Origin of the sequence: Neptunomonas antarctica (assembly GCF_001305295.1) — a bacterium.
GTDB lineage: Bacteria > Pseudomonadota > Gammaproteobacteria > Pseudomonadales > Balneatricaceae > Neptunomonas > Neptunomonas antarctica.
Genome location: NZ_LJSI01000051.1, coordinates 1 through 19,042, shown reverse-complemented (window position 1 = coordinate 19,042; position 19,042 = coordinate 1). Strand labels below are relative to the sequence as shown.

The 19,042-nt window shown below is 45.4% G+C and carries 19 protein-coding genes; 16 read left to right on the top strand and 3 right to left on the bottom strand.

Translation table 11 applies throughout. The features are described from left to right. The first annotated feature begins 43 nt into the window (after positions 1 to 43). The 11 genes from Nant_RS13675 to Nant_RS13625 all read left to right on the top strand — a co-directional run bounded on the left by Nant_RS13675 (position 44) and on the right by Nant_RS13625 (position 13,025). The gene (locus Nant_RS13675; RefSeq protein WP_054342226.1) at positions 44 to 3,091 is read left to right on the top strand and encodes a FimV/HubP family polar landmark protein; all 3,048 of its coding nucleotides are present in this window, start codon (positions 44 to 46) and stop codon (positions 3,089 to 3,091) included. Then, on the top strand, positions 3,088 to 3,957 hold the full coding sequence (gene truA / locus Nant_RS13670; RefSeq protein WP_420798932.1) for a tRNA pseudouridine(38-40) synthase TruA: 870 nt from the start codon (positions 3,088 to 3,090) through the stop codon (positions 3,955 to 3,957). The genes Nant_RS13675 and truA overlap by 4 nt, the downstream gene beginning before the upstream one ends. Before the next feature lie 59 nt (positions 3,958 to 4,016). Then, positions 4,017 to 4,643 carry a phosphoribosylanthranilate isomerase gene (locus tag Nant_RS13665; RefSeq protein ID WP_054342225.1) on the top strand — a complete coding sequence of 209 codons (627 nt, stop codon included), beginning with the start codon at positions 4,017 to 4,019 and terminating at the stop codon, positions 4,641 to 4,643. 13 nt (positions 4,644 to 4,656) lie between these two features. Beyond that, complete coding sequence (gene trpB / locus Nant_RS13660; RefSeq protein ID WP_054342277.1) at positions 4,657 to 5,847, top strand: tryptophan synthase subunit beta; 1,191 nt, start codon at positions 4,657 to 4,659, stop codon at positions 5,845 to 5,847. Positions 5,848 to 5,867: 20 nt separating this feature from the next. Further along, entirely contained in the window at positions 5,868 to 6,671 is an 804-nt protein-coding gene (gene trpA / locus Nant_RS13655; protein WP_054342224.1) for a tryptophan synthase subunit alpha, read from the top strand. Between the two features lie 33 nt (positions 6,672 to 6,704). Next, on the top strand, positions 6,705 to 7,679 hold the full coding sequence (gene accD, locus Nant_RS13650) for an acetyl-CoA carboxylase, carboxyltransferase subunit beta (protein WP_054342223.1): 975 nt from the start codon (positions 6,705 to 6,707) through the stop codon (positions 7,677 to 7,679). Positions 7,680 to 7,731: 52 nt separating this feature from the next. After that, positions 7,732 to 9,045 carry a bifunctional tetrahydrofolate synthase/dihydrofolate synthase gene (gene folC / locus Nant_RS13645; RefSeq protein ID WP_054342222.1) on the top strand — a complete coding sequence of 438 codons (1,314 nt, stop codon included), beginning with the start codon at positions 7,732 to 7,734 and terminating at the stop codon, positions 9,043 to 9,045. A gap of 11 nt (positions 9,046 to 9,056) precedes the next feature. Then, complete coding sequence (locus Nant_RS13640) at positions 9,057 to 9,638, top strand: SPOR domain-containing protein (RefSeq protein WP_238377148.1); 582 nt, start codon at positions 9,057 to 9,059, stop codon at positions 9,636 to 9,638. Between the two features lie 59 nt (positions 9,639 to 9,697). Further along, positions 9,698 to 10,192, top strand: coding sequence for a CvpA family protein (locus Nant_RS13635; protein WP_054342220.1), 495 nt, complete (start codon positions 9,698 to 9,700; stop codon positions 10,190 to 10,192). Positions 10,193 to 10,254: 62 nt separating this feature from the next. Continuing rightward, a complete protein-coding gene (purF, locus tag Nant_RS13630; RefSeq protein ID WP_054342219.1) occupies positions 10,255 to 11,793 on the top strand; it encodes an amidophosphoribosyltransferase in 1,539 nt (512 codons plus the stop codon). Between the two features lie 14 nt (positions 11,794 to 11,807). Beyond that, entirely contained in the window at positions 11,808 to 13,025 is a 1,218-nt protein-coding gene (locus tag Nant_RS13625) for an O-succinylhomoserine sulfhydrylase (RefSeq protein WP_054342218.1), read from the top strand. 65 nt (positions 13,026 to 13,090) lie between these two features. On the opposite strand, the gene thpR is transcribed toward Nant_RS13625, so the two are convergent. Beyond that, positions 13,091 to 13,618, bottom strand: coding sequence for an RNA 2',3'-cyclic phosphodiesterase (thpR, locus tag Nant_RS13620; protein ID WP_054342217.1), 528 nt, complete (start codon positions 13,616 to 13,618; stop codon positions 13,091 to 13,093). A 39-nt stretch (positions 13,619 to 13,657) separates the two neighbouring features. Here thpR and Nant_RS13615 point away from each other — a divergent pair, with 39 nt between their 5' ends. Further along, entirely contained in the window at positions 13,658 to 14,635 is a 978-nt protein-coding gene (locus Nant_RS13615; RefSeq protein WP_054342216.1) for a tRNA dihydrouridine synthase, read from the top strand. Here the strand turns inward: Nant_RS13615 and amrS are convergent. Beyond that, entirely contained in the window at positions 14,632 to 15,708 is a 1,077-nt protein-coding gene (gene amrS / locus Nant_RS13610) for an AmmeMemoRadiSam system radical SAM enzyme (RefSeq protein WP_054342276.1), read from the bottom strand. The genes Nant_RS13615 and amrS overlap by 4 nt on opposite strands. 64 nt (positions 15,709 to 15,772) lie before the next feature. On the opposite strand from amrS, the gene amrB reads away from it, so the two are divergent. The 4 genes from amrB to Nant_RS13590 all read left to right on the top strand — a co-directional run bounded on the left by amrB (position 15,773) and on the right by Nant_RS13590 (position 18,557). Then, positions 15,773 to 16,609: an AmmeMemoRadiSam system protein B gene (gene amrB / locus Nant_RS13605; protein ID WP_054342215.1), complete on the top strand. Its 837-nt coding sequence runs from the start codon at positions 15,773 to 15,775 to the stop codon at positions 16,607 to 16,609. Next, positions 16,596 to 17,174, top strand: coding sequence for an AmmeMemoRadiSam system protein A (gene amrA / locus Nant_RS13600; RefSeq protein ID WP_054342214.1), 579 nt, complete (start codon positions 16,596 to 16,598; stop codon positions 17,172 to 17,174). Before amrB ends, amrA begins: the two co-directional genes overlap by 14 nt. A 94-nt stretch (positions 17,175 to 17,268) precedes the next feature. After that, entirely contained in the window at positions 17,269 to 18,063 is a 795-nt protein-coding gene (locus Nant_RS13595) for a hypothetical protein (protein ID WP_054342275.1), read from the top strand. Beyond that, a complete protein-coding gene (locus Nant_RS13590) occupies positions 18,054 to 18,557 on the top strand; it encodes a M48 family metallopeptidase (RefSeq protein ID WP_054342213.1) in 504 nt (167 codons plus the stop codon). The genes Nant_RS13595 and Nant_RS13590 overlap by 10 nt, the downstream gene beginning before the upstream one ends. 212 nt (positions 18,558 to 18,769) lie before the next feature. On the opposite strand, the gene Nant_RS13585 is transcribed toward Nant_RS13590, so the two are convergent. Next, on the bottom strand, positions 18,770 to 19,042 hold a 273-nt coding region (locus Nant_RS13585), incomplete at its 5' end, for a 4Fe-4S dicluster domain-containing protein (protein WP_202905021.1).

Genomic DNA, 19,042 nt, shown 5'->3' with positions numbered 1-19,042 from the left:
GATTATGCAAGTAATAATCAGCAAGTAACTTAAGGAATATAAAATGCTGCGCAAACTTGCTTTGAGTCTGGCTGTTGCAGGTGCACTTGTATCTACACAGGTTAACGCGTTAGGGCTGGGTGATATTCGCATCAAGTCAGCTTTAAATGAGCCTTTGAACGCAGAGATTCAGTTGAATCAGGTGCGTGATTTGAGTCCTCTACAGATTCGCCCAAAAATGGCGGGTCAGGATGAATTTGCATTAGCCGGATTAAGCCAGCAGCGGATGTTATCTGACATTCGCTTTCAGGTTAAAGTGAGCCCCAACGGTACGGGTGTCATTCTGTTAACCTCGAAAGAACCCGTAAAAGAACCCTTTATAAACTTTCTGGTAGAAGTCAGCTGGCCAAGTGGCCGTCTGGTACGCGAATATACACTCCTTCTTGATCCTCCTGTATTTGATCCTGCGCCCACTCAAAGATTTGTTGAGCCTGCAACGACTCCTATTGATCCTCGCCCGAGCATTCAATCAGGTTCGTCAGCCAATACTGCAAATGCAACATCAAACATTCGCACGCGCATGGATAAAAAAACACAGGTTTATGTTGATGTTAAAGATACTCTCTGGGGGTTGGCGCTTAAGCATCGTGTCGCACCGGGCATCTCTTCTTATCAGATGATGGTGGCGTTACTTAAAAAAAATCCACAGGCCTTTTCTGGTGGAAACATCAATAATTTGAAAGCGGGAGTGATGCTTAATCTTCCGACTGAAGCAGAGGCCCGCGCAGTCTCATCACAAGATGCGGCAGCAGACGTTCATAGGCAAACAGCGTTATGGAAACAGGGAAAAACTTCAGTCCCTGAAAAAGCGCCCATTGATGGCTCGAAAAAAACTCTGAAGAGTGAAACCGTTGAAACAGCAGAGTCTGATGATGCTGACAAGGGACAGTTGCAATTAGTGACACCCTCTGAATCTATTAATAAAGATAACGCAGCAATTAATGATCAGAGTGAGCAGTCGGAAAACCCGGAGAAGCAGCAGTTAGTCGAAAAAAATGAATTGCTGGAAAATCAACTGGCAGTTTCTCTTGAAACGCTTGATCGTTTAGAGCGCGATAATATTGATCTTAATGATAAGTTAGATTCAATACAGCAACAGTTGGACTCGTTGCTGCGACTGATTGAGTTAAAAGATCAGCAATTAGCTGTGCTACAAAATGAAGTTAATAAACCAGCCCCGTTGCCTGTTGAGCCTCCCGTCCCAGAAAAAAGTTTGTTGGATAAGCTTCTGCAGGCACCAGAATATCTGGCGGGTATTGGCGCGGGTTTGATAGCTGTATTGGTCGGGCTGTGGTTAATACTGCGCCGTAAGAAAAAAGCGGAAGATGCTGTTGAAGCGGAAGAATTACCGAGTGCGGTTACGCTGGATGATGATAAAGACAGTCCGGTTGCTGAAATAGAGGACGTATCCAGCGATTCGGCAGATGTTACCGCCGAAGATCTAGCTGAAGAGGGTCTTGAAAGTATTGATGATAATGATTTCGATGCGCTTGATGATTTAGATGATCTTAATCTGGATATGGATCTGGACTTGGATGAATCATTTGATAATGACCTGGATGACTTGGCGCTAGATGATATTGATGATTCTGAGCCTAAAGCTCCAGAAGCCGAGCCGGTAGATGATCTGGATGAAGATGATCTGCTTGGCTCTATTCTGGACGATGAGGATGAGCTTGTTGATGATGATGAGTTTGACCTGGGATTAGATGAGCTGGACGACTTTAAAGATGAACCAGTAAGCAGCGCAGAAGATAAGCAACAGACGACGATGCCGGATTTAGACGCCGATGAGCTTGATGTCGATTCGATGACAGATAGTGCGTTAGCTATGGATACTACGGATACTGCGCTGGACGAATTGCTGGCGGCTGATAGTGATGAGCTGGATGCGCTTGAGTTATCTCAGCAAAAGAATGCGGGTTCAGACATGGGTATGCTTGAGCCTATGGCCGACATAGCGGAGACAGAGGATACTCTGGAATCATTAGGGCTTAATGATCTGTCTGAGGAGTCTGTAGCAGCAGGTGATGACGATATCGAGATGAGCCGACTTGATGCTGGCATTGATGATCTTGATTTTGAACTGGATGATCTGGATTTTGAAGAGGCTACGCCTTCAGAGCCTACCCCTGAAAAAAATTCGTTAGATAATGATGATGACCTGGACTTTGAAGCTGATTTAATGGCAGATCTTGACTCCATTTTGGATGAAGAGTCAGATGTTGCGTCAGAATCTGATGTTGCTTCTTCGGCGAGTGATGTTCCTGCTGAGGTCGACGAAAGTTTTGGTGCAGTCGGTTTGGACGACAGCTTAGAAGTCGATGACTTAGAAGCGGATGGTTTAGAAGAGGATGTTTTAAAAACAGATAGTTCCGAGATAGCAGATGTAGGTGATTTGGAAGAGTTGGAGGATTTAAGTGATCTGAAAAATCGTCTTGCCTCTGACAGTTCGAGTGATCTAAATATTCCTGATGATTTTGAAGATGCATTTGATCTGGATCTGACTGATGAAATGGAGGGTGAAGACTCTGCTGTTCTGGATGATGTCTCCATGGCTGCTGCGCTGGATCCTGAAGTGACTGAATTGTTATCTGATCCTGTTGAATTGGATCAGGAAGTCCTACCGTCTGAGCATGAAGAAGCAACGATGGATTTGGCAGGTTTCGATCTTGATGGTCTGGATCTGGATGATGAAAAAGACACGCCATTACCTAAAACACCTTCAAGTGAAGAGACCACAAAAGAGTTAACCGCAAATATTCAAAACGATCTTGGTACTGAATTAGATGATGAGTTAGAAGCGCTTCTTAGTAGTACCGATAACGATATCGCTTTAGAAGAATCTTCGTCTGAAGAAGAGCCAACACTTGATTCATTAGGCTTTTTGGATGGTGCTGACGAAGTTGAGACTAAGCTTGATTTAGCGCGAGCTTACATTGATATGGACGATGTTGATGGCGCCATAGATATTTTGGACGAAATTGCTAAGGAAGGTAACGATGCTCAGAAAGCTGAAGCACAAGAGTTGCTGGAGGGATTGCAGGCTTGACGATAGAAAATATTCAATTAGGCTCTATTCAATTAGAGAATACACAAGGAGCGACTTCGGTCGCTCCTTATCGTTATGCGCTCTGTGTTGAATACGCAGGCGCTCGTTACAATGGCTGGCAAATTCAAAAGAATGATGAAGTTCCAACGATCCAGGGTCATGTTCAAAAAGCACTTTCTGTCGTGGCTAATGAGCCGGTATCGGTTGTTTGTGCAGGGCGAACCGATGCAGGCGTTAATGGGACTTATCAAATCATTCATTTCGACACTACTGCAAAGCGGGAGGGTCGGGCGTGGGTTTTAGGCGCCAATACCAATCTTCCCGATGATATCGCACTGCGATGGGCTGTGCCGGTCGATAACAGTTTTCATGCGAGATTCAGTGCGCGAGAGCGTCGTTATCGTTACCTGATATACAGCCACCCGATAAAGCCCGCGCTTTTATCGAAAGGTATTACCTGGACCTATAAAACCTTAGATATTGAACGTATGCGTGCCGCCGGCGATCATTTGGTCGGTATTCATGATTTTTCTTCCTATCGTGCTGTCGCCTGCCAGGCAAAAAGTCCGGTTAGGGATATCAAAGCATTAAATGTGTACCAGTCGGGGGAGTTGATTGTTATTGATGTTCAGGCCAATGCTTTTTTGCAGCATATGGTTAGGAATATTGCCGGGGTCTTGATGACGGTTGGGGCGGGTGAGGCTGAACCTATGTGGGCAAAAGAGGTGCTGGAAGCAAAAAATCGTTGTGCGGGAGGCATTACGGCACCCTCATCGGGCCTCTATTTTGTCGATGTGAAATATCCGGAGGTTTATCCACTACCCAAATCTAAACTCGGACCTTACTTCCTTAATATTACTGGCTAACGTTGTGGCGCGAGTTCTGTTAGAATTCTGTCTTTGCCTAATCATATATAGACTTAATCATGGCAGTACGCGTAAAAATTTGCGGGATAACGCGCGTTGAAGATGCGCAGATAGCCGTAGCGGCAGGAGCTCACTCGCTTGGTTTCGTTTTTTATGAGCCAAGCCCGCGTTATATCGATCCTTGTGTGGCCGCTGAAATTATCTCTGCTATCCCGCCCTTTGTCACCACGACAGCTCTTTTTGTGGACGCAGACCCTACCTATGTCAGAGAAGTTATTACGCTGACAAAAATTGATCTGCTGCAGTTTCATGGTGAAGAGCCCCCTGTGTATTGCGAACAGTTTGATCGTCCTTATATTAAAGCGCTGCGAATGAAGCCGGGTATTGATCTGATTCAACAAGCAAAATACTACGCTGCTGCGCGGGCAATACTGCTGGATGCTTATAAACCAGGCATCCCAGGCGGTACCGGAGAATCTTTCGAGTGGAGTATGATTCCTGACTCGCTGCGACCCCATATTATTTTGGCCGGCGGCTTAACGCCGGGCAATGTCGCGCAAGCGATACAAAAAGTGATGCCTTATGCTGTTGATATCAGCGGAGGGGTGGAAGCATCCCGGGGTATTAAAGATATCCATAAAATTAAATGTTTTTTTGAAGAGGTGGCACGTGCCAACAACAACTGATCTGGCTGCTCTCATGCAGCTGCCTGATGAGCGAGGGCACTTTGGTCCTTACGGTGGTCGTTTTGTATCTGAAACGTTGATGGGAGCCCTTCAGGATCTGGAAAGGGTCTATGAGCAGCTTTCAAAAGATGCAGCGTTTCAGAAGGAGTTCGATCGTGATCTGGCTCACTATGTAGGTCGTCCATCGCCGCTCTATTTTGCCGAACGCCTGACAAAACAGGTCGGCGGAGCAAAAATTTACCTTAAACGTGAAGATCTTAATCACACCGGCGCGCATAAAATCAACAATACGATTGGCCAGGCTTTACTGGCTAAGTTTATGGGTAAACCTCGTATTATTGCTGAAACTGGTGCAGGGCAGCATGGAGTTGCTTCGGCTACCGTCGCAGCACGTTTGGGTCTTGAGTGTAAAGTTTATATGGGGGTTGATGATGTACAGCGTCAATCACTCAATGTTTACCGTATGAAGCTATTAGGTGCTGAAGTTGTCGCGGTTAAATCGGGCACCCGGACATTAAAAGATGCCATGAACGAAGCGATGCGGGATTGGGTGACCAATGTCGATAATACATTTTACATTATCGGTACCGCTGCGGGTCCACACCCTTATCCTAAACTGGTGCGGGATTTCCAGTGTGTAATCGGCCGTGAAGCACGTCAGCAGTGCTTTGAGCATGAAGGTCGGTTGCCTGATGTTCTGATTGCCTGTGTGGGCGGAGGCTCTAACGCTATTGGTCTTTTTCACCCGTTTATTGAAGATGCCAATGTCCGTATGATCGGCGTTGAAGCAGGTGGTTATGGTATTGAAACCGGGCAGCATGCCGCACCTTTATGTGCAGGGCGTCCGGGCGTGTTACACGGTAACCGAAGCTATTTGATGTCAGACGATGCCGGCCAGATTATGGGCACGCATTCAGTATCGGCTGGCCTTGATTATCCGGGTGTAGGTCCTGAACATGCCTGGTTGAAAGATTCAGGTCGGGCGGAATATGCATCCATTACGGATGAGGAAGCCTTAAGTGCATTTAGGACATTGACGCAGATTGAGGGCATTATGCCGGCACTGGAATCGAGTCATGCCGTTGCTCATGCAATGAAAGTCGCTAAAGAGATGGATAAAGATCAGATTATTGTGGTTAATCTGTCCGGTCGTGGCGATAAAGATATTCACACCGTTGCTGGTATCGATGGTATTGAGCTGTAATAGCTAAGGAGATTTTGGTAATGGGTCGTATTAGTCAATGTTTCGAGTCTCTTAAAGTCGGCGGTCGCAAAGCACTGATCCCCTTCATTACTGCAGGGGATCCGCAACCGTCGGTAACCGTGCCGTTGATGCATGCATTGGTGGATGCCGGTGCCGATATTATTGAATTGGGCGTGCCATTCTCTGATCCGATGGCCGATGGCCCAGTGATTCAATTGGCATGTGAACGTGCGTTAAGTCATGGTACGCGGTTGTTAGATATACTGGAGATGGTCAAAGAGTTTCGTGCTACAGACAACCAGACACCTATCGTTTTGATGGGCTATCTTAATCCGGTTGAAGCGCTTGGATATGAAAATTTTGCAGAAAAAGCCAGTGCAGCGGGTGTTGATGGTGTTCTGACAGTAGATCTGCCGCCGGAAGAGTCTGCAGAATTCGCCGCTATTATGAAACAATATGCGTTGGATGTGATCTATTTGCTGGCACCCACAACCGAGGAAAGTCGCATTCAGCAAGTATGCGAGTTCGGTTCAGGCTATGTTTATTATGTGTCTGTTAAAGGTGTCACCGGTTCCGCTGCATTAGATGTGAATGAGGTTGCTGGTAAGCTGGAAATCATACGCCGTCATACCGATATGCCGGTATGTGTTGGTTTTGGTATTCGCGATGGTGAATCAGCGGCTGCTGTATCCAAAATTGCTGATGGTGTGATTGTGGGAAGCGTACTGGTTAATGCTATTGCTGAAAAAGTTACCCATCCTGAACAAATTAATGCGGATGTCGCTGTTATCATTGCGCAGATGCGCAGTGCGATGGATGCCTGAGAATAACGAATTATTACACTGGGTTAGATAAGCATGAGTAACTGGTTAGATAAAATTATTCCCTCGCTCGTACGTTCAGAGAACAAGAGAGCGAGTGTTCCTGAAGGTCTATGGAAAAAATGCCCGAAGTGTGAGGCTGTTCTATATCTTCCTGAGTTGGAAAAAAACCTGAACGTTTGTACCAAGTGCGAACATCATATGCGATTGGCTGCACGCCAGCGCTTGGAAACATTTCTGGATAAAGGCTCTTTTACTGAGTTGGCGGCAGAAGTTGAACCGGTTGATCGTCTGAAATTTCGTGATACTAAAAAGTATAAAGATCGTCTGACTGCTGCGCAGAAAGCAACAGGGGAAAAAGATGCATTGGTTGCGATGCGCGGTAAGCTGAAAAGTATGCCCGTTGTAGCGGTTGCGTTTGATTTCCGGTTTATGGGTGGGTCAATGGGCGCCGTGGTTGGCGAGCGTTTCGTTAGAGCGGTTAATGTTTCGCTTAAAGAAAAGATACCCCTGATTTGTTTTTCTGCTTCAGGGGGCGCACGTATGCAGGAAGCGCTGATTTCACTGATGCAGATGGCAAAAACCAGTGCGGCATTAGAAAAAATGCGCCAGGCCGGTATCCCTTATATTTCTGTATTGACTGATCCAGTTTATGGTGGAGTTTCAGCGAGTTTAGCCATGCTGGGTGATCTGAATATTGCTGAGCCGAAAGCATTGGTGGGTTTTGCCGGTCCCCGGGTTATTGAGCAAACGGTACGTGAAAAGCTGCCAGAAGGCTTTCAGCGGGCTGAATTTTTATTGGAACACGGTCAGGTTGATATGATTGTTTCCCGGCTAGAAATGCGAGATCGCTTGTATTCTATGCTTTCAATGTTTATGCACCGTTTTGCTGAACCGGTTAGCGATGTTAAGCCTACTGTGGATGCCGACGTGGTAGCAGTAACAGAGCCTAAGCGCGCTGGTGAGCAGCAAGCATCGACGGTTGAGCAAGGTGCCGCTGCTAATAGTTGATAGGACACTAAGGGCCGGTAAACACCGGCCTTTTTTATGGTAAGCAATCTTGATGAACAGATCTGAATTTACACTTGAGCAATGGTTGCGCTGGATGGAACAAAGTCATCCTGTTGCGATTGATCTTGGTCTTGAGCGGGTACAAAAAGTTTTCAGCCGGTTAGTTTTGAATTTTCAGAATGTTTGTATTATTACGGTAGCGGGCACCAACGGAAAAGGTTCGACCGTTGCCATGCTGGATGCGATTTATCGCGAAGCGGGCTACACAACGGCTTGCTACACGTCTCCTCATCTACAAGTTTATAATGAGAGAATTCGTCTGAATGGTGTGCTAGTGACTGATGACCAGTTAGTTGCTGCGTTTCAGGCGGTTGATCAGGTGTGCGAAGAGATTACCCTGACGTATTTTGAAATGGGAACCCTCGCTGCTTTATGGCTCGTCGCTCAGCAACAACCTGATGTGGCCTTATTGGAAGTTGGGTTAGGTGGTCGTTTGGATGCGATTAACGTAGTGGATCCTGATGTTTCTGTTATTACCACGATCGATATTGATCATGTAGATTGGTTAGGAGACGATCGGGAAAAAATTGGTTGGGAAAAAGCGGGCATATTCCGGACGACAAAGCCTGCTGTCTGTGGTGAGTTGCATCCACCTGCGTCGATTGCGTCATACGCTCAGGCGTTGGGTGCTAGTTTATACCAAGTAAACTCGTCTTATGAATATCATATTAAGGATGCCCATTGGTGCTGGCAGGGTGAGGGGAAAGATAAACAACAAATAATATTTACCGATTTACCAATTCCCCGGTTACCAATACAAAACGCCGCTACTGCTATACAGGCAATAATGCTTGCAGGATTACCCTGTTGCTCGAAAAGTATTAAAGCAGGATTACAGAAAGCGTCTGTTGCCGGGCGTATGGATGAAACTCTCTATCAGGGGCATTCTTTTATTCTGGATGTTGCCCACAATCCTCAGTCGGCTGCTTATCTGGCTAAACAATTACAGAAACTTGATAATGGGTCTGGTGAGTGTCAAGTTGAGTTGATTTTGGGCATGTTGGCCGATAAAGACTGTGCTGCTGTGATCGATGCGTTAAAACCTGTTGTTTCATTCTGGCATTTGGTCACTCTTGATGTGCCAAGAGGACAAACGGCAGAGCAATTAAAGCTTTATCTAAAGAAAATAGATATCGATAGCTCGAACGTTGTTTGTCATAACAGCGTTGCTGAGGCTATTGAAAGCCTGGTTGTTGCAAAAAAAGTGGCTATGGAAGAACGCTCGGGAGTGCATAGGGTAGTTGTCGCTGGGTCTTTTCATACCGTAGGTGATGCGTACCATGTTTTTAAAAGAGAAATTAATTAATGGATGATAGTGTGAAGAAGCGCATTTTGGGTGCCTCCGTTATGGTGCTCGCCGCTGTGGTTCTTTTTCCTCTGTTTCTGACAGGTGAAGGATATCGGGAGCGGCATTTGGAAAGTCATATACCGACAGCGCCAGCTGTAGCTGATGCTATAGATGTAACTCCACAAACGCAGCTATTGCCTGATACATCTGAATACCCGGCAGCGCAAGTGGCAACAGAACTGGTAGTGTCTGAATCAAAGTCCTCTCAAAAAGTAGTAGTTACGGTTCAGCCCAAGCCAGATCAAGAAATGCCGCCTCAGAAGAAAAGGCCGGTAATCAGTGTTGATAACAGCAGGCCGTTACTCGACGAACAGAATGTGCCGGTTGCGTGGACGTTGCAGCTGGCGAGTTTTAGTGATGAGTCCAATGCTCGCGCTTTACGTACGCTATTGATAGGTGCGGGTCACAAAGTATATACACGTAGAAATGCTGATCTGTATAAGGTTTATGTTGGGCCAGATATGCAACGTGATCGTCTTGAAAAATTAAAAGAGACGTTGAAAAGTGATTTCGGTCTGGATGGAATAATTTTCAGATTCACGACTCAGTGATTGGGTTCACCTTGGGGCTCTGTTAGAATGCGCGCAAACTGGATAGATGGTAAGAATAAATGAACTGGGCTGACTGGACCATCCTCGCGATTGTTGGAATTTCTGGACTTTTCAGCATTAAGCGTGGCTTTGTTAAAGAAGCATTATCGTTAGTCACCTGGGTTACTGCCTTTGTTGTCGCCAGGCTTTTTACGGATGCATTGGCTTTGGTGTTGGCTGATTATATTCAAACACCTTCATTTCGTATTGCTTCAGCATTTGCGATATTGTTTGTCATAACATTAATTGTTGGGGCATTGATTAGTAACTTGGTTGGCATGCTGGTGGAGGCAACCGGTTTAAGCGGTACTGACAGAATATTGGGCATGGGCTTTGGTCTTGCACGAGGTGCCTTAGTGGTAGTCGTGCTTATTGCTTTGCTGGGAGGTACTCCTGCAGTGCAAGACGCTTGGTGGCAGGAGTCACAATTGATTCCTCATTTTGTTTTGATGGAAGCATGGTCTAAAGAGGTTGCCTCAGAAGTGGGACAGTTGATTTGGAACGCAGGACGTTAAGATAAAACAGTGGCCTCGTTGCAGGTCTGATAGCTTTTTCTGATTCCCTTGAGGTAGTTTAAATGTGCGGTATTGTTGGACTTGTAGCCAAATCACTTGTTAACCAGACGATCTTTGATGCACTAACCGTGCTTCAGCACCGTGGACAAGATGCGGCAGGCATGGTGACCTGTGATGGAAACCGTTTTTTCCTGCGTAAAGATAATGGGTTAGTTAATGAAGTGTTTCGTACGCGTCATATGAAACGACTGCTAGGTAATGTGGGTATCGGACATGTTCGTTACCCTACTGCCGGTAGCTCTAGTGCGGCTGAAGCGCAGCCATTTTATGTTAACTCACCGTACGGTATCGCACTGGCGCACAATGGTAATCTGACCAACGCAGAAGAGTTGGTTGAGCAGATATTCCGTGAAGATTTACGACATATCAACACCACCTCTGATTCTGAAGTTTTGCTCAATGTGTTTGCACATGAGTTGCAGCGGCAGCGGAAGTTGAAGCCTGAACCCGATGATATTTTTGAAGCTGTTTCTAAAGTACATCAACGTGTTAAAGGTGGTTATGCTGTTGTCGCCGTGATTACAGGTTATGGCGTGCTTGCATTCCGTGACCCTAATGGCATTCGCCCGTTGGTGTATGGCACGCGTTCTACACCGGAAGGTGAAGAATGTATGGTGGCTTCTGAAAGCGTTGCGTTAGACATCTCCGGCTTTACGCGTGTTCGTGATATTGCACCCGGGGAAGCCATTTTTATTGATTTGGAGGGTAATGTTTTTACTCGCCAATGTGCAGAAAAAACCCAGTTGACACCCTGTTTGTTTGAGTTTGTTTATCTGGCACGTCCTGATTCAATTATTGATAATATTAACGTGCATCAAGCCCGTATGCGTATGGGTATTAAGCTCGCTGAAAAAGTAAAACTCATGCAGCCTGATCATGACATTGATGTCATTATGCCCATCCCTGATACTAGCCGAACGTCTGCGCTTGAAATGGCTAAGCATCTGAATGTGACCTTCCGCGAAGGTTTCATTAAGAATCGTTATATTGGTCGTACTTTTATCATGCCAGGGCAAACGCAGCGTAATAACTCAGTGCGTCGAAAGCTCAACCCCATTGAGCTTGAATTCAAAGATAAAGTTGTCATGCTGGTGGATGATTCCATCGTTCGCGGAACTACCTCCAAACAGATCGTTCAGATGGCCCGGGATGTCGGTGCGCGTAAGGTTTATTTTGCCTCAGCAGCGCCACCGGTTCGCTTCCCGAATGTTTATGGTATTGATATGCCATCACCTGAAGAGTTTATCGCACATAATCGTAGCGAAGATGAAATAGGTGAAGCTATTGGTGCCGATTGGATAGTTTTCCAGGAATTGGACGATCTGAAAGAGTCTGTATCCGCTGGCAATACCGATTTAATTAAAGACTACGATTCATCAGTATTTGATGGTTATTACGTGACGGGTGATATTGATGCGGCCTATCTTGAGCGCCTGGACCAGAAACGTAACGATGCGGCTAAGATAGCGCCTGAAACGACTGATCATGATCACGACCATGAAGATGAAGCTGAGGCTGATCTTCACACAGAAATTCGATAAGAGAGATCCGGATAATGGCTAAACCAGGCTTTGAACGGGAAGAGCGCATTCAGTTTACGCTGCAAGATGCAGGGCTCTCGACATTAGCGATCAGAGCTGGGCAAACCCGGACAGCGGAAGGCGAGCATAGCGACGCTATTTTCCCCACGTCCAGTTTTGTTTACTCTAGTGCACGTGAAGCGGCAGCGCGTTTTAGTGGCGATGAAGAGGGTAATATTTATTCACGCTTCACTAATCCGACCGTCCATGCGTTTGAAAAACGTATGGCGGCATTAGAGGGTGCTGAGCGTGCCATCGCTACTTCATCAGGCATGGCTGCTATTCTGAGTATTGGTTTGGCGTTGTTGCAGCAAGGGGATCATGTTGTTTGTTCCCGCAGTGTGTTTGGTTCGACAATTTCATTATTTGAAAAATATCTGAGTCGTGCAGGTATTACTACGACTTATGTTGATCCAAAAGATCTGCAGGCGTGGGAAGCAGCTGTGCAGCCGAATACCCGATTATTCTTTATGGAAACGCCTTCCAATCCATTAGGCGAGTTAACGGATATCGAAGCAGTTTCTGTTATTGCGCATAAATATGATGCCTGGTTAGCGGTAGATAATTGTTTTCTTACCCCTATTTTCCAGCGTCCGCTGACATTGGGTGCTGATATTATTATTCACTCAGCGACTAAGTATCTGGATGGCCAGGGACGTTGTATCGGCGGTGTAGTACTAGGCTCTGATAAACTGATGGAAGAAGTTTACGGCTTTATCCGTACTGGTGGTGCTTGTATGAGCCCGTTTAATGCATGGGTGTTCCATAAAGGATTAGAAACATTAAAAATCCGAATGGAAGCTCATGGCCGTAATGCTATCGAGCTAGCTGAATGGTTGCAGCAACAGTCGGGTATTGAACGGGTACATTATACGGGTTTGGCGAGTCATGCTCAGCACGCGCTTGCGCTTAAACAGCAGACAGGTTTCGGTGGCGTATTATCATTTGAAGTAGCCGGTGATCAGGCGGCGGCCTGGCGCTTTATCGATGCGACTCAAATGGTATCCATTACCGGTAATCTTGGTGATGTTAAAACCACGATTACTCACCCGTCAACGACTACTCATGGGCGGATGACGCCGGAAGCCAGGGCAGAAGCGGGTATTAAAAGCAACTTAATTCGCCTATCGGTGGGTCTTGAAGATGTAGACGATATCCGGGCGGATATGCTGTTGGGTCTGGCTGCTCTTTAATCGTGAAGCCGGATTGTACAGCCGGATTATGCGGCTTGAGTAAAAATTCTGAGTAAAAATTCAGGTTACATTGAGTGTCTACTGTAGATTGCTTCAATACGATGCAGGGACCCAGAAGGTCTGGGCCAGCTGCTTTTAAGATTGAAGTGATCTACGGTAAAGCTTAACGTATCAAATGTTCGGCGGTTTTCCAGAACAGTCATAATCTGTTGTTCATCATTTTTCTTTGTGTACGCTAAGGTGATGTGAGGTTTGAATAACCTCCCTTCAAACCCCATATCAATTTCACGTAATGCATCGACAATTCGTTGATGGAGTTGTGTTATTGAATCTTCAGGAGTTATGCCTAACCACACATCACCACTTTGAAAACTACCAAACCGGTCACAGCATAATGTGAAGGGCGTGAAAGTGATTTTGTCTAGTTGGCGATTAAGATCGGGAAGTTTCTTTTTTTGTACCCGGCCTAAAAAAGCCAGTGTTATATGTAGCCTTTCTGGTGGTGTCCAGCTAATGCCATGAAAGTTGCAATAAAGCCGAGAAATCTGCTGCTGTACTGTGTCGGGTATGTCGATAGCAATAAAAAGACGCATCCGAGATTCCTCAATTTAAATAGTGATTAAAGCATAGACATGAACCCGGCTAAAGAGAATACACAACTAGGTAAAATTATCCTTGCTCCGATGGAAGGAGTGGTTGATGCAACCATGCGTAAATTGATTACTCAATTGGGGGGGGTCGATCTTTGTGTCACTGAGTTTATACGTATCACGGGTTATACTTTACCGGAAAAAGAGTTTCTTAAGTATTCACCTGAACTGGATAACCATGGCAATACGCCTGCAGGTATTCCTGTTGTGGTGCAGTTATTAGGAAGTGAGCCCGAGCTACTTGCTATGAATGCTATACGCGCTGCACAGATGGGCGCGCCTGCCATCGATCTTAATTTTGGCTGTCCTTCGAAAACGGTTAACAAGCATCGTGGCGGCGCGGTGTTACTGGATGAACCTGCATTAATTCATCAAATAGTTAAAGCGGTTCGCCAGGCCGTTCCGGAGAATATTCCTGTTACTGCAAAAATGCGCTTAGGTAATCAGGATAAATCCCTAGCGATAGATAATGCATGTGCCATTCAGGAAGCAGGTGCTACTAGTCTGGCGGTACATGCACGCACTAAGGTTGAAGGTTATAAGCCGCCAGCTCACTGGGAGTGGATTGGCCGCATTAAAGAACAGGTTAGCTTGCCCGTTATCGCCAATGGCGAAGTGTGGAATTGTGATGATTATCAGCGGTGCCGGGAATTGAGCGGTTGTGACGATGTGATGATCGGACGCGGGCTGATTGCACGACCCGAGTTGGGGCTTATGATCAAAAGTTTTCAGCTGGGGCAAAGCGCCGAGGGTGAGGCGTGGTCGAAAATAATCCTGATGTTATTAGATTACTTTGGTCATGTTGAGGCCAAGCTGCCCCCTAAATATGTTCATGGTCGTATCAAACAATGGCTACATATGATGCGTCCACAACGACCTGAAGCGGAAAAGCTCTTTTTTGATGTCAAGACCATCCATGATCTGAACGACTTGCGTTCTATGCTTGAACGAGAGCTTTAAACCGGCTGAATTCTCACCGGTTGTCTTTTAGCGCCCCACGTGCCGGGTTCGTTTTCGAAAATGCCGGGAATGGGTGTGGCACATTTTCGGCATTTTCCGTCATGAATATTCCATTGGCCAAGCTCATACCAGTCGCGTTCAATTAATAAATGTTTGCAATGGTGGCAGTGTGTTGAGCTTGCTTCGGGGTGATGAACATTACCTATATACACATATCGGATACCATTTTTCAGTGCGACATTGCGCGCTCTTAATAATGTAGCGACAGGTGTTGGTGGCGTATCTAACATTTTCCAGTCAGGATGAAATGCCGAGAAGTGCAAAGGTACATCGGGCCCTAAATTATCGTAAATCCATTTAGAGAGTGCTTCAATTTCCTGCTCGGAGTCATTTTTACCGGGTATCAGTAGCGTTGTTATTTCAAACCAGATGGTTGTTTCACGTTTAAGGTACAGTAATGTATCAAGGACTGTACTGAGCTGACCGCCACAAATATGTTGGTAAAAATCTTCGGTGAATGCTTTCAGATCAACATTGACGGCATCAAACGAAGAGAAAAAGCGGGGGCGGGCAATATCCGTTATGTAGCCAGCGGTTACGGCAATACTTTTAATGCCCTCTGCTCTGCATGCTGCCGCTACATCTTCAGCATATTCCAGAAAAATCACCGGATCATTATAAGTAAAGGCGATTGACCGGCATTTATAATGCTTAGCGGTGATAGCCAGTTGTTCGGGCGAAGCCTGATCACTGAGGTGATCCATGTCCCGTGCTTTACTGATATCCCAATTTTGACAGAATTTGCAGGTAAGGTTGCACCCTGCCGTACCGAAAGAGAGTACTGGTGTGCCCGGTAGAAAATGATTGAGTGGTTTCTTTTCGATCGGATCAATGCAAAAACCACTGGACCTTCCATACGTATGCAGTTTCATCTGCCCGTTTTCATGACCCCGAACATAACAAACGCCCCGTTGTCCTTCTCTTAAAGAACAATGATGAGGACAAAGGTCACACTGGATGCGATCGTTATCCAATTTATGCCAGAAAAGAGTTTTATGTTGATCTGGATTCATAAACGTTGCCGGTTTATTATTTATATTAAAAATATAAAACATATTTATGGAAGAGGGTACTGAAATGAGTGATCCAATTCATAACTCAATTAACAGTCCAATCAATAGTTCTATGAATATTCGGCCAGCCGCTGTCGCAGGGTTCTTTTATCCTGAAGACAAGGATGATTTGTATGCCATGCTTGCCCGGATGGTACCAGAGAAACCTCCGATACATTTTCATGCTTCCAATAATCCTAAGGCGCTAATCGTGCCGCACGCTGGTTATATGTATTCCGGTGCTATAGCAGGGCAGGGCTACGGCCTTCTAAGAAAAGGTTCTGTTTATGATGCTGTTTATTTATTTGGACCTAATCACCGGGTAGCCTTACATGGCTGTGCCTTGCCCGAAAGCGACGCTTTTGAAACCCCGCTGGGTAGATTAAAAGTAGACCAGAAAGCCGTTCAGGAGTTATTGAAATCGCCGCTGATGATTATGTCTGATGAGGTTCATGCTCAAGAGCATTGTGTGGAAGTTCAGTTGCCATTTCTTCAGTTTATGAGAATCGATATGCCGATCGTTCCGGTAGTCGTGGGGGAGTGTCCTGCTTCCGAAATTGCGGATATTATTGAGCCACTATTGAATGATCCGACTAAACTAGTGATTATCAGCACAGATTTGAGTCACTTTCATAGTTATAGTAATGCTGTGAAAATTGATGAACGTACGGGTCTTAAAATTATGAATGCTGATCATGATATTCAACCGACTGAAGCTTGTGGTTGTCATGCCTTAAATGGTTTGCTATTGGCTGTTAAGCGGCAGAATTTAACAATTGAAAAAATCGCGATGTGTAATAGCGGTGATACGGCAGGGGATCAAGACCGCGTCGTGGGGTATGGTTGTTATGGCATCTATTAATTTGAGCGACGAGAAAAAAAAGGCACTACTAGTCTGCGCAAGAAAATCTATACAGCAGGCTCTAAACGGAGATTGGGATCAGAAGCCTGCGATTCTAGAACCGGATGACTTGGGTGCCGCATTCGTTACATTGAAATTGCATGGTCAGTTGCGTGGCTGTATCGGAACGCTCGAGGCTTACCAGTCTTTAATGTCGGATGTATGGCAGAATGCATATAGTGCCGCATTTAGGGATCCGCGGTTTCCTCCGTTAATGGAGGACGAGTTCCACCAGGTAAGAATAGAGATATCGGTGTTAACAGCGCCCCAGCCTATCAGTGTTGCCAGTGAACAGGATCTCTTGAATAGATTACGTCCTGATATTGATGGGTTGATATTAGAAGAGGGGCATCATCGAGCCACTTTTTTACCTGCTGTGTGGGAAGCATTGCCGACTCCTGAGGAGTTTCTCCTGCATTTAAAACGTAAGGCAGGATTATCTGATAATTATTGGAGTGACTCGACAAGGTTTTCGATCTATCAGGCTATTAATTTTTATGAAAATTACTCTCACAAGTGTTCTTAGAAATAAAACACCGTTAGCGTGTTTATTCTGATCCTTGTTTCGAGAAATATACGTGTTATTATTTTCGGAATTTGACTCCGATAAGACTAAAAAAATGCTAACTATTTTTCAATCACGCCCGCTCATTGATTCATCCAGTGCTGATTGGATTTTTGATACGTTTGAGTGGGTATTGCAGAATTTCGACAGCGATGAATTTTTTCATCGTAGCCGCTTAGTGCAACCCACAAACGATTTTTTCCCCGGAAATGTCGACAGCGTTCATGCTAAAGCAGAAAATATATTTCAGCATACCGTCAGGCATGCGGGGCTTAGGCATTGGCCTTTCAGGCTGCAATCGCCAGAACAGTTTGAGAATATACCTGCAGTGCCGTTGCATTTCGCTGCTGTTGTGCGTGACTCGACAGATAATACCTTGCCAGCGCTAATAAGTGAGCATGCTTTACACCTCACCTATAATCCTCAACAAACTTTAAAGCCGGAAGACCTGTCTTCCAGCTTCGCTCATTGGATTGCCCAGCATCTGGTTGCTCAATCTCAGCAATTTCCGCCAAAAGGCGTTGACTATTTAGCGGAAGGGACAGAAATTCTGGCTGTTGTGATGGGTTTTGGTGTTTTGTTATCAAACTCTGCTTATACTTTTCGAGGTGGCTGCGGTAGTTGTTATAACGGACAGGCTAACCGTCAGGCGACTTTATCAGAAGACGAAACAGTTTTTGCTTTGGCTCTGTATTGTTTATTGAAAGAAATTCCAGACGCGCACGCCACGTCTTTCTTAAAAAAACACTTGAGAAGCAGTTATAAGCGAGCGCGTAAACAGATTGCAAAGCAGCCTGAGGCTCTGGAAAGACTGGTGAAATACAGGAGGGATTCTTCTTTATGTCATTAAAGTATCTATCTGCTTATGCGCCTGAACTGCAAAATCAGGTTCAGGAAATGATTGATCAAAAGCGTTTGGCACAATTTTTACTCACAAAATATCCAAATCCGCATGATGTCGTTAATGATCGATGTTTACGTGATTATGTTATGACGTTGAAGAATCAGTATCTGAAGAAGTCTGCACCACTGAGTAAAATTGGCTACGATAGTAAAATTCATGTCATCAATAATGCACTCGGATTGCACAGTTATGTGTCCCGTGTACAAGGTGCCAAGCTAAAAAGTAAAAATGAGATTCGTATCAGTACTCTATTTAAAAAAGCACCTGAAGCGTTTTTAAGCATGATTGTTGTGCACGAGTTGGCACATTTAAAGGAAAAAGAGCATAACAAGGCATTTTATCAATTGTGCCAATATATGCTGCCTGATTATCACCAACTGGAGTTTGAAATGCGTTTATATCTCACTCACGTGGAGTTGGATGGAACGCTGTATTCTTAAAAAGTAAAATTTGTAAAAAAGCGTTAGAGGCCAGCAGCGTCTCGAACAGTCAATATATCAAAAAATCGATATGTGGTAGATCGCAATGCTGCTCTTCTTAAGTAAACAGCATTGCGGATAACCGGGCTTTTGCAGCAGATTTTTACATATTAGCCTCTATATTTAGCCTCTACATATTGGGCTGCTACATATTGGGCCTACATATTGGGCTGCTACATATTTGGATAGTTAGGCCCGCCGCCGCCTTCCGGTGTTACCCAGGTAATGTTCTGCGACGGATCTTTAATGTCACAGGTTTTACAGTGAACGCAGTTCTGTGAGTTGATCTGAAACTTGCTTTCTCCCGCTTCATTTTCAACGATTTCATATACTCCGGCAGGACAGTAACGCTGAGCAGGTTCGGCATATAAGGGCAGATTTTTGCTCAGTGGCAGGTTACTGTCTTTCAGCTTCAGATGGCACGGCTGGTTCTCTTCATGATTGGT

What these genes read in the sequence shown, in the direction of transcription:
- folC (WP_054342222.1), top strand. Translation starts at nt 7,732, where the DNA reads ATGAACAGATCTGAATTTACACTTGAGCAATGGTTGCGCTGGATGGAA.
- Nant_RS13675 (WP_054342226.1), top strand. Translation starts at nt 44, where the DNA reads ATGCTGCGCAAACTTGCTTTGAGTCTGGCTGTTGCAGGTGCACTTGTA.
- accD (WP_054342223.1), top strand. Translation starts at nt 6,705, where the DNA reads ATGAGTAACTGGTTAGATAAAATTATTCCCTCGCTCGTACGTTCAGAG.
- purF (WP_054342219.1), top strand. Translation starts at nt 10,255, where the DNA reads ATGTGCGGTATTGTTGGACTTGTAGCCAAATCACTTGTTAACCAGACG.
- Nant_RS13595 (WP_054342275.1), top strand. Translation starts at nt 17,269, where the DNA reads ATGCTAACTATTTTTCAATCACGCCCGCTCATTGATTCATCCAGTGCT.
- Nant_RS13590 (WP_054342213.1), top strand. Translation starts at nt 18,054, where the DNA reads ATGTCATTAAAGTATCTATCTGCTTATGCGCCTGAACTGCAAAATCAG.
- trpB (WP_054342277.1), top strand. Translation starts at nt 4,657, where the DNA reads ATGCAGCTGCCTGATGAGCGAGGGCACTTTGGTCCTTACGGTGGTCGT.
- amrA (WP_054342214.1), top strand. Translation starts at nt 16,596, where the DNA reads ATGGCATCTATTAATTTGAGCGACGAGAAAAAAAAGGCACTACTAGTC.
- thpR (WP_054342217.1), bottom strand. Translation starts at nt 13,618, where the DNA reads ATGCGTCTTTTTATTGCTATCGACATACCCGACACAGTACAGCAGCAG.
- Nant_RS13615 (WP_054342216.1), top strand. Translation starts at nt 13,658, where the DNA reads ATGAACCCGGCTAAAGAGAATACACAACTAGGTAAAATTATCCTTGCT.
- amrS (WP_054342276.1), bottom strand. Translation starts at nt 15,708, where the DNA reads ATGAATCCAGATCAACATAAAACTCTTTTCTGGCATAAATTGGATAAC.
- Nant_RS13635 (WP_054342220.1), top strand. Translation starts at nt 9,698, where the DNA reads ATGAACTGGGCTGACTGGACCATCCTCGCGATTGTTGGAATTTCTGGA.
- Nant_RS13625 (WP_054342218.1), top strand. Translation starts at nt 11,808, where the DNA reads ATGGCTAAACCAGGCTTTGAACGGGAAGAGCGCATTCAGTTTACGCTG.
- Nant_RS13665 (WP_054342225.1), top strand. Translation starts at nt 4,017, where the DNA reads ATGGCAGTACGCGTAAAAATTTGCGGGATAACGCGCGTTGAAGATGCG.
- amrB (WP_054342215.1), top strand. Translation starts at nt 15,773, where the DNA reads ATGAGTGATCCAATTCATAACTCAATTAACAGTCCAATCAATAGTTCT.
- trpA (WP_054342224.1), top strand. Translation starts at nt 5,868, where the DNA reads ATGGGTCGTATTAGTCAATGTTTCGAGTCTCTTAAAGTCGGCGGTCGC.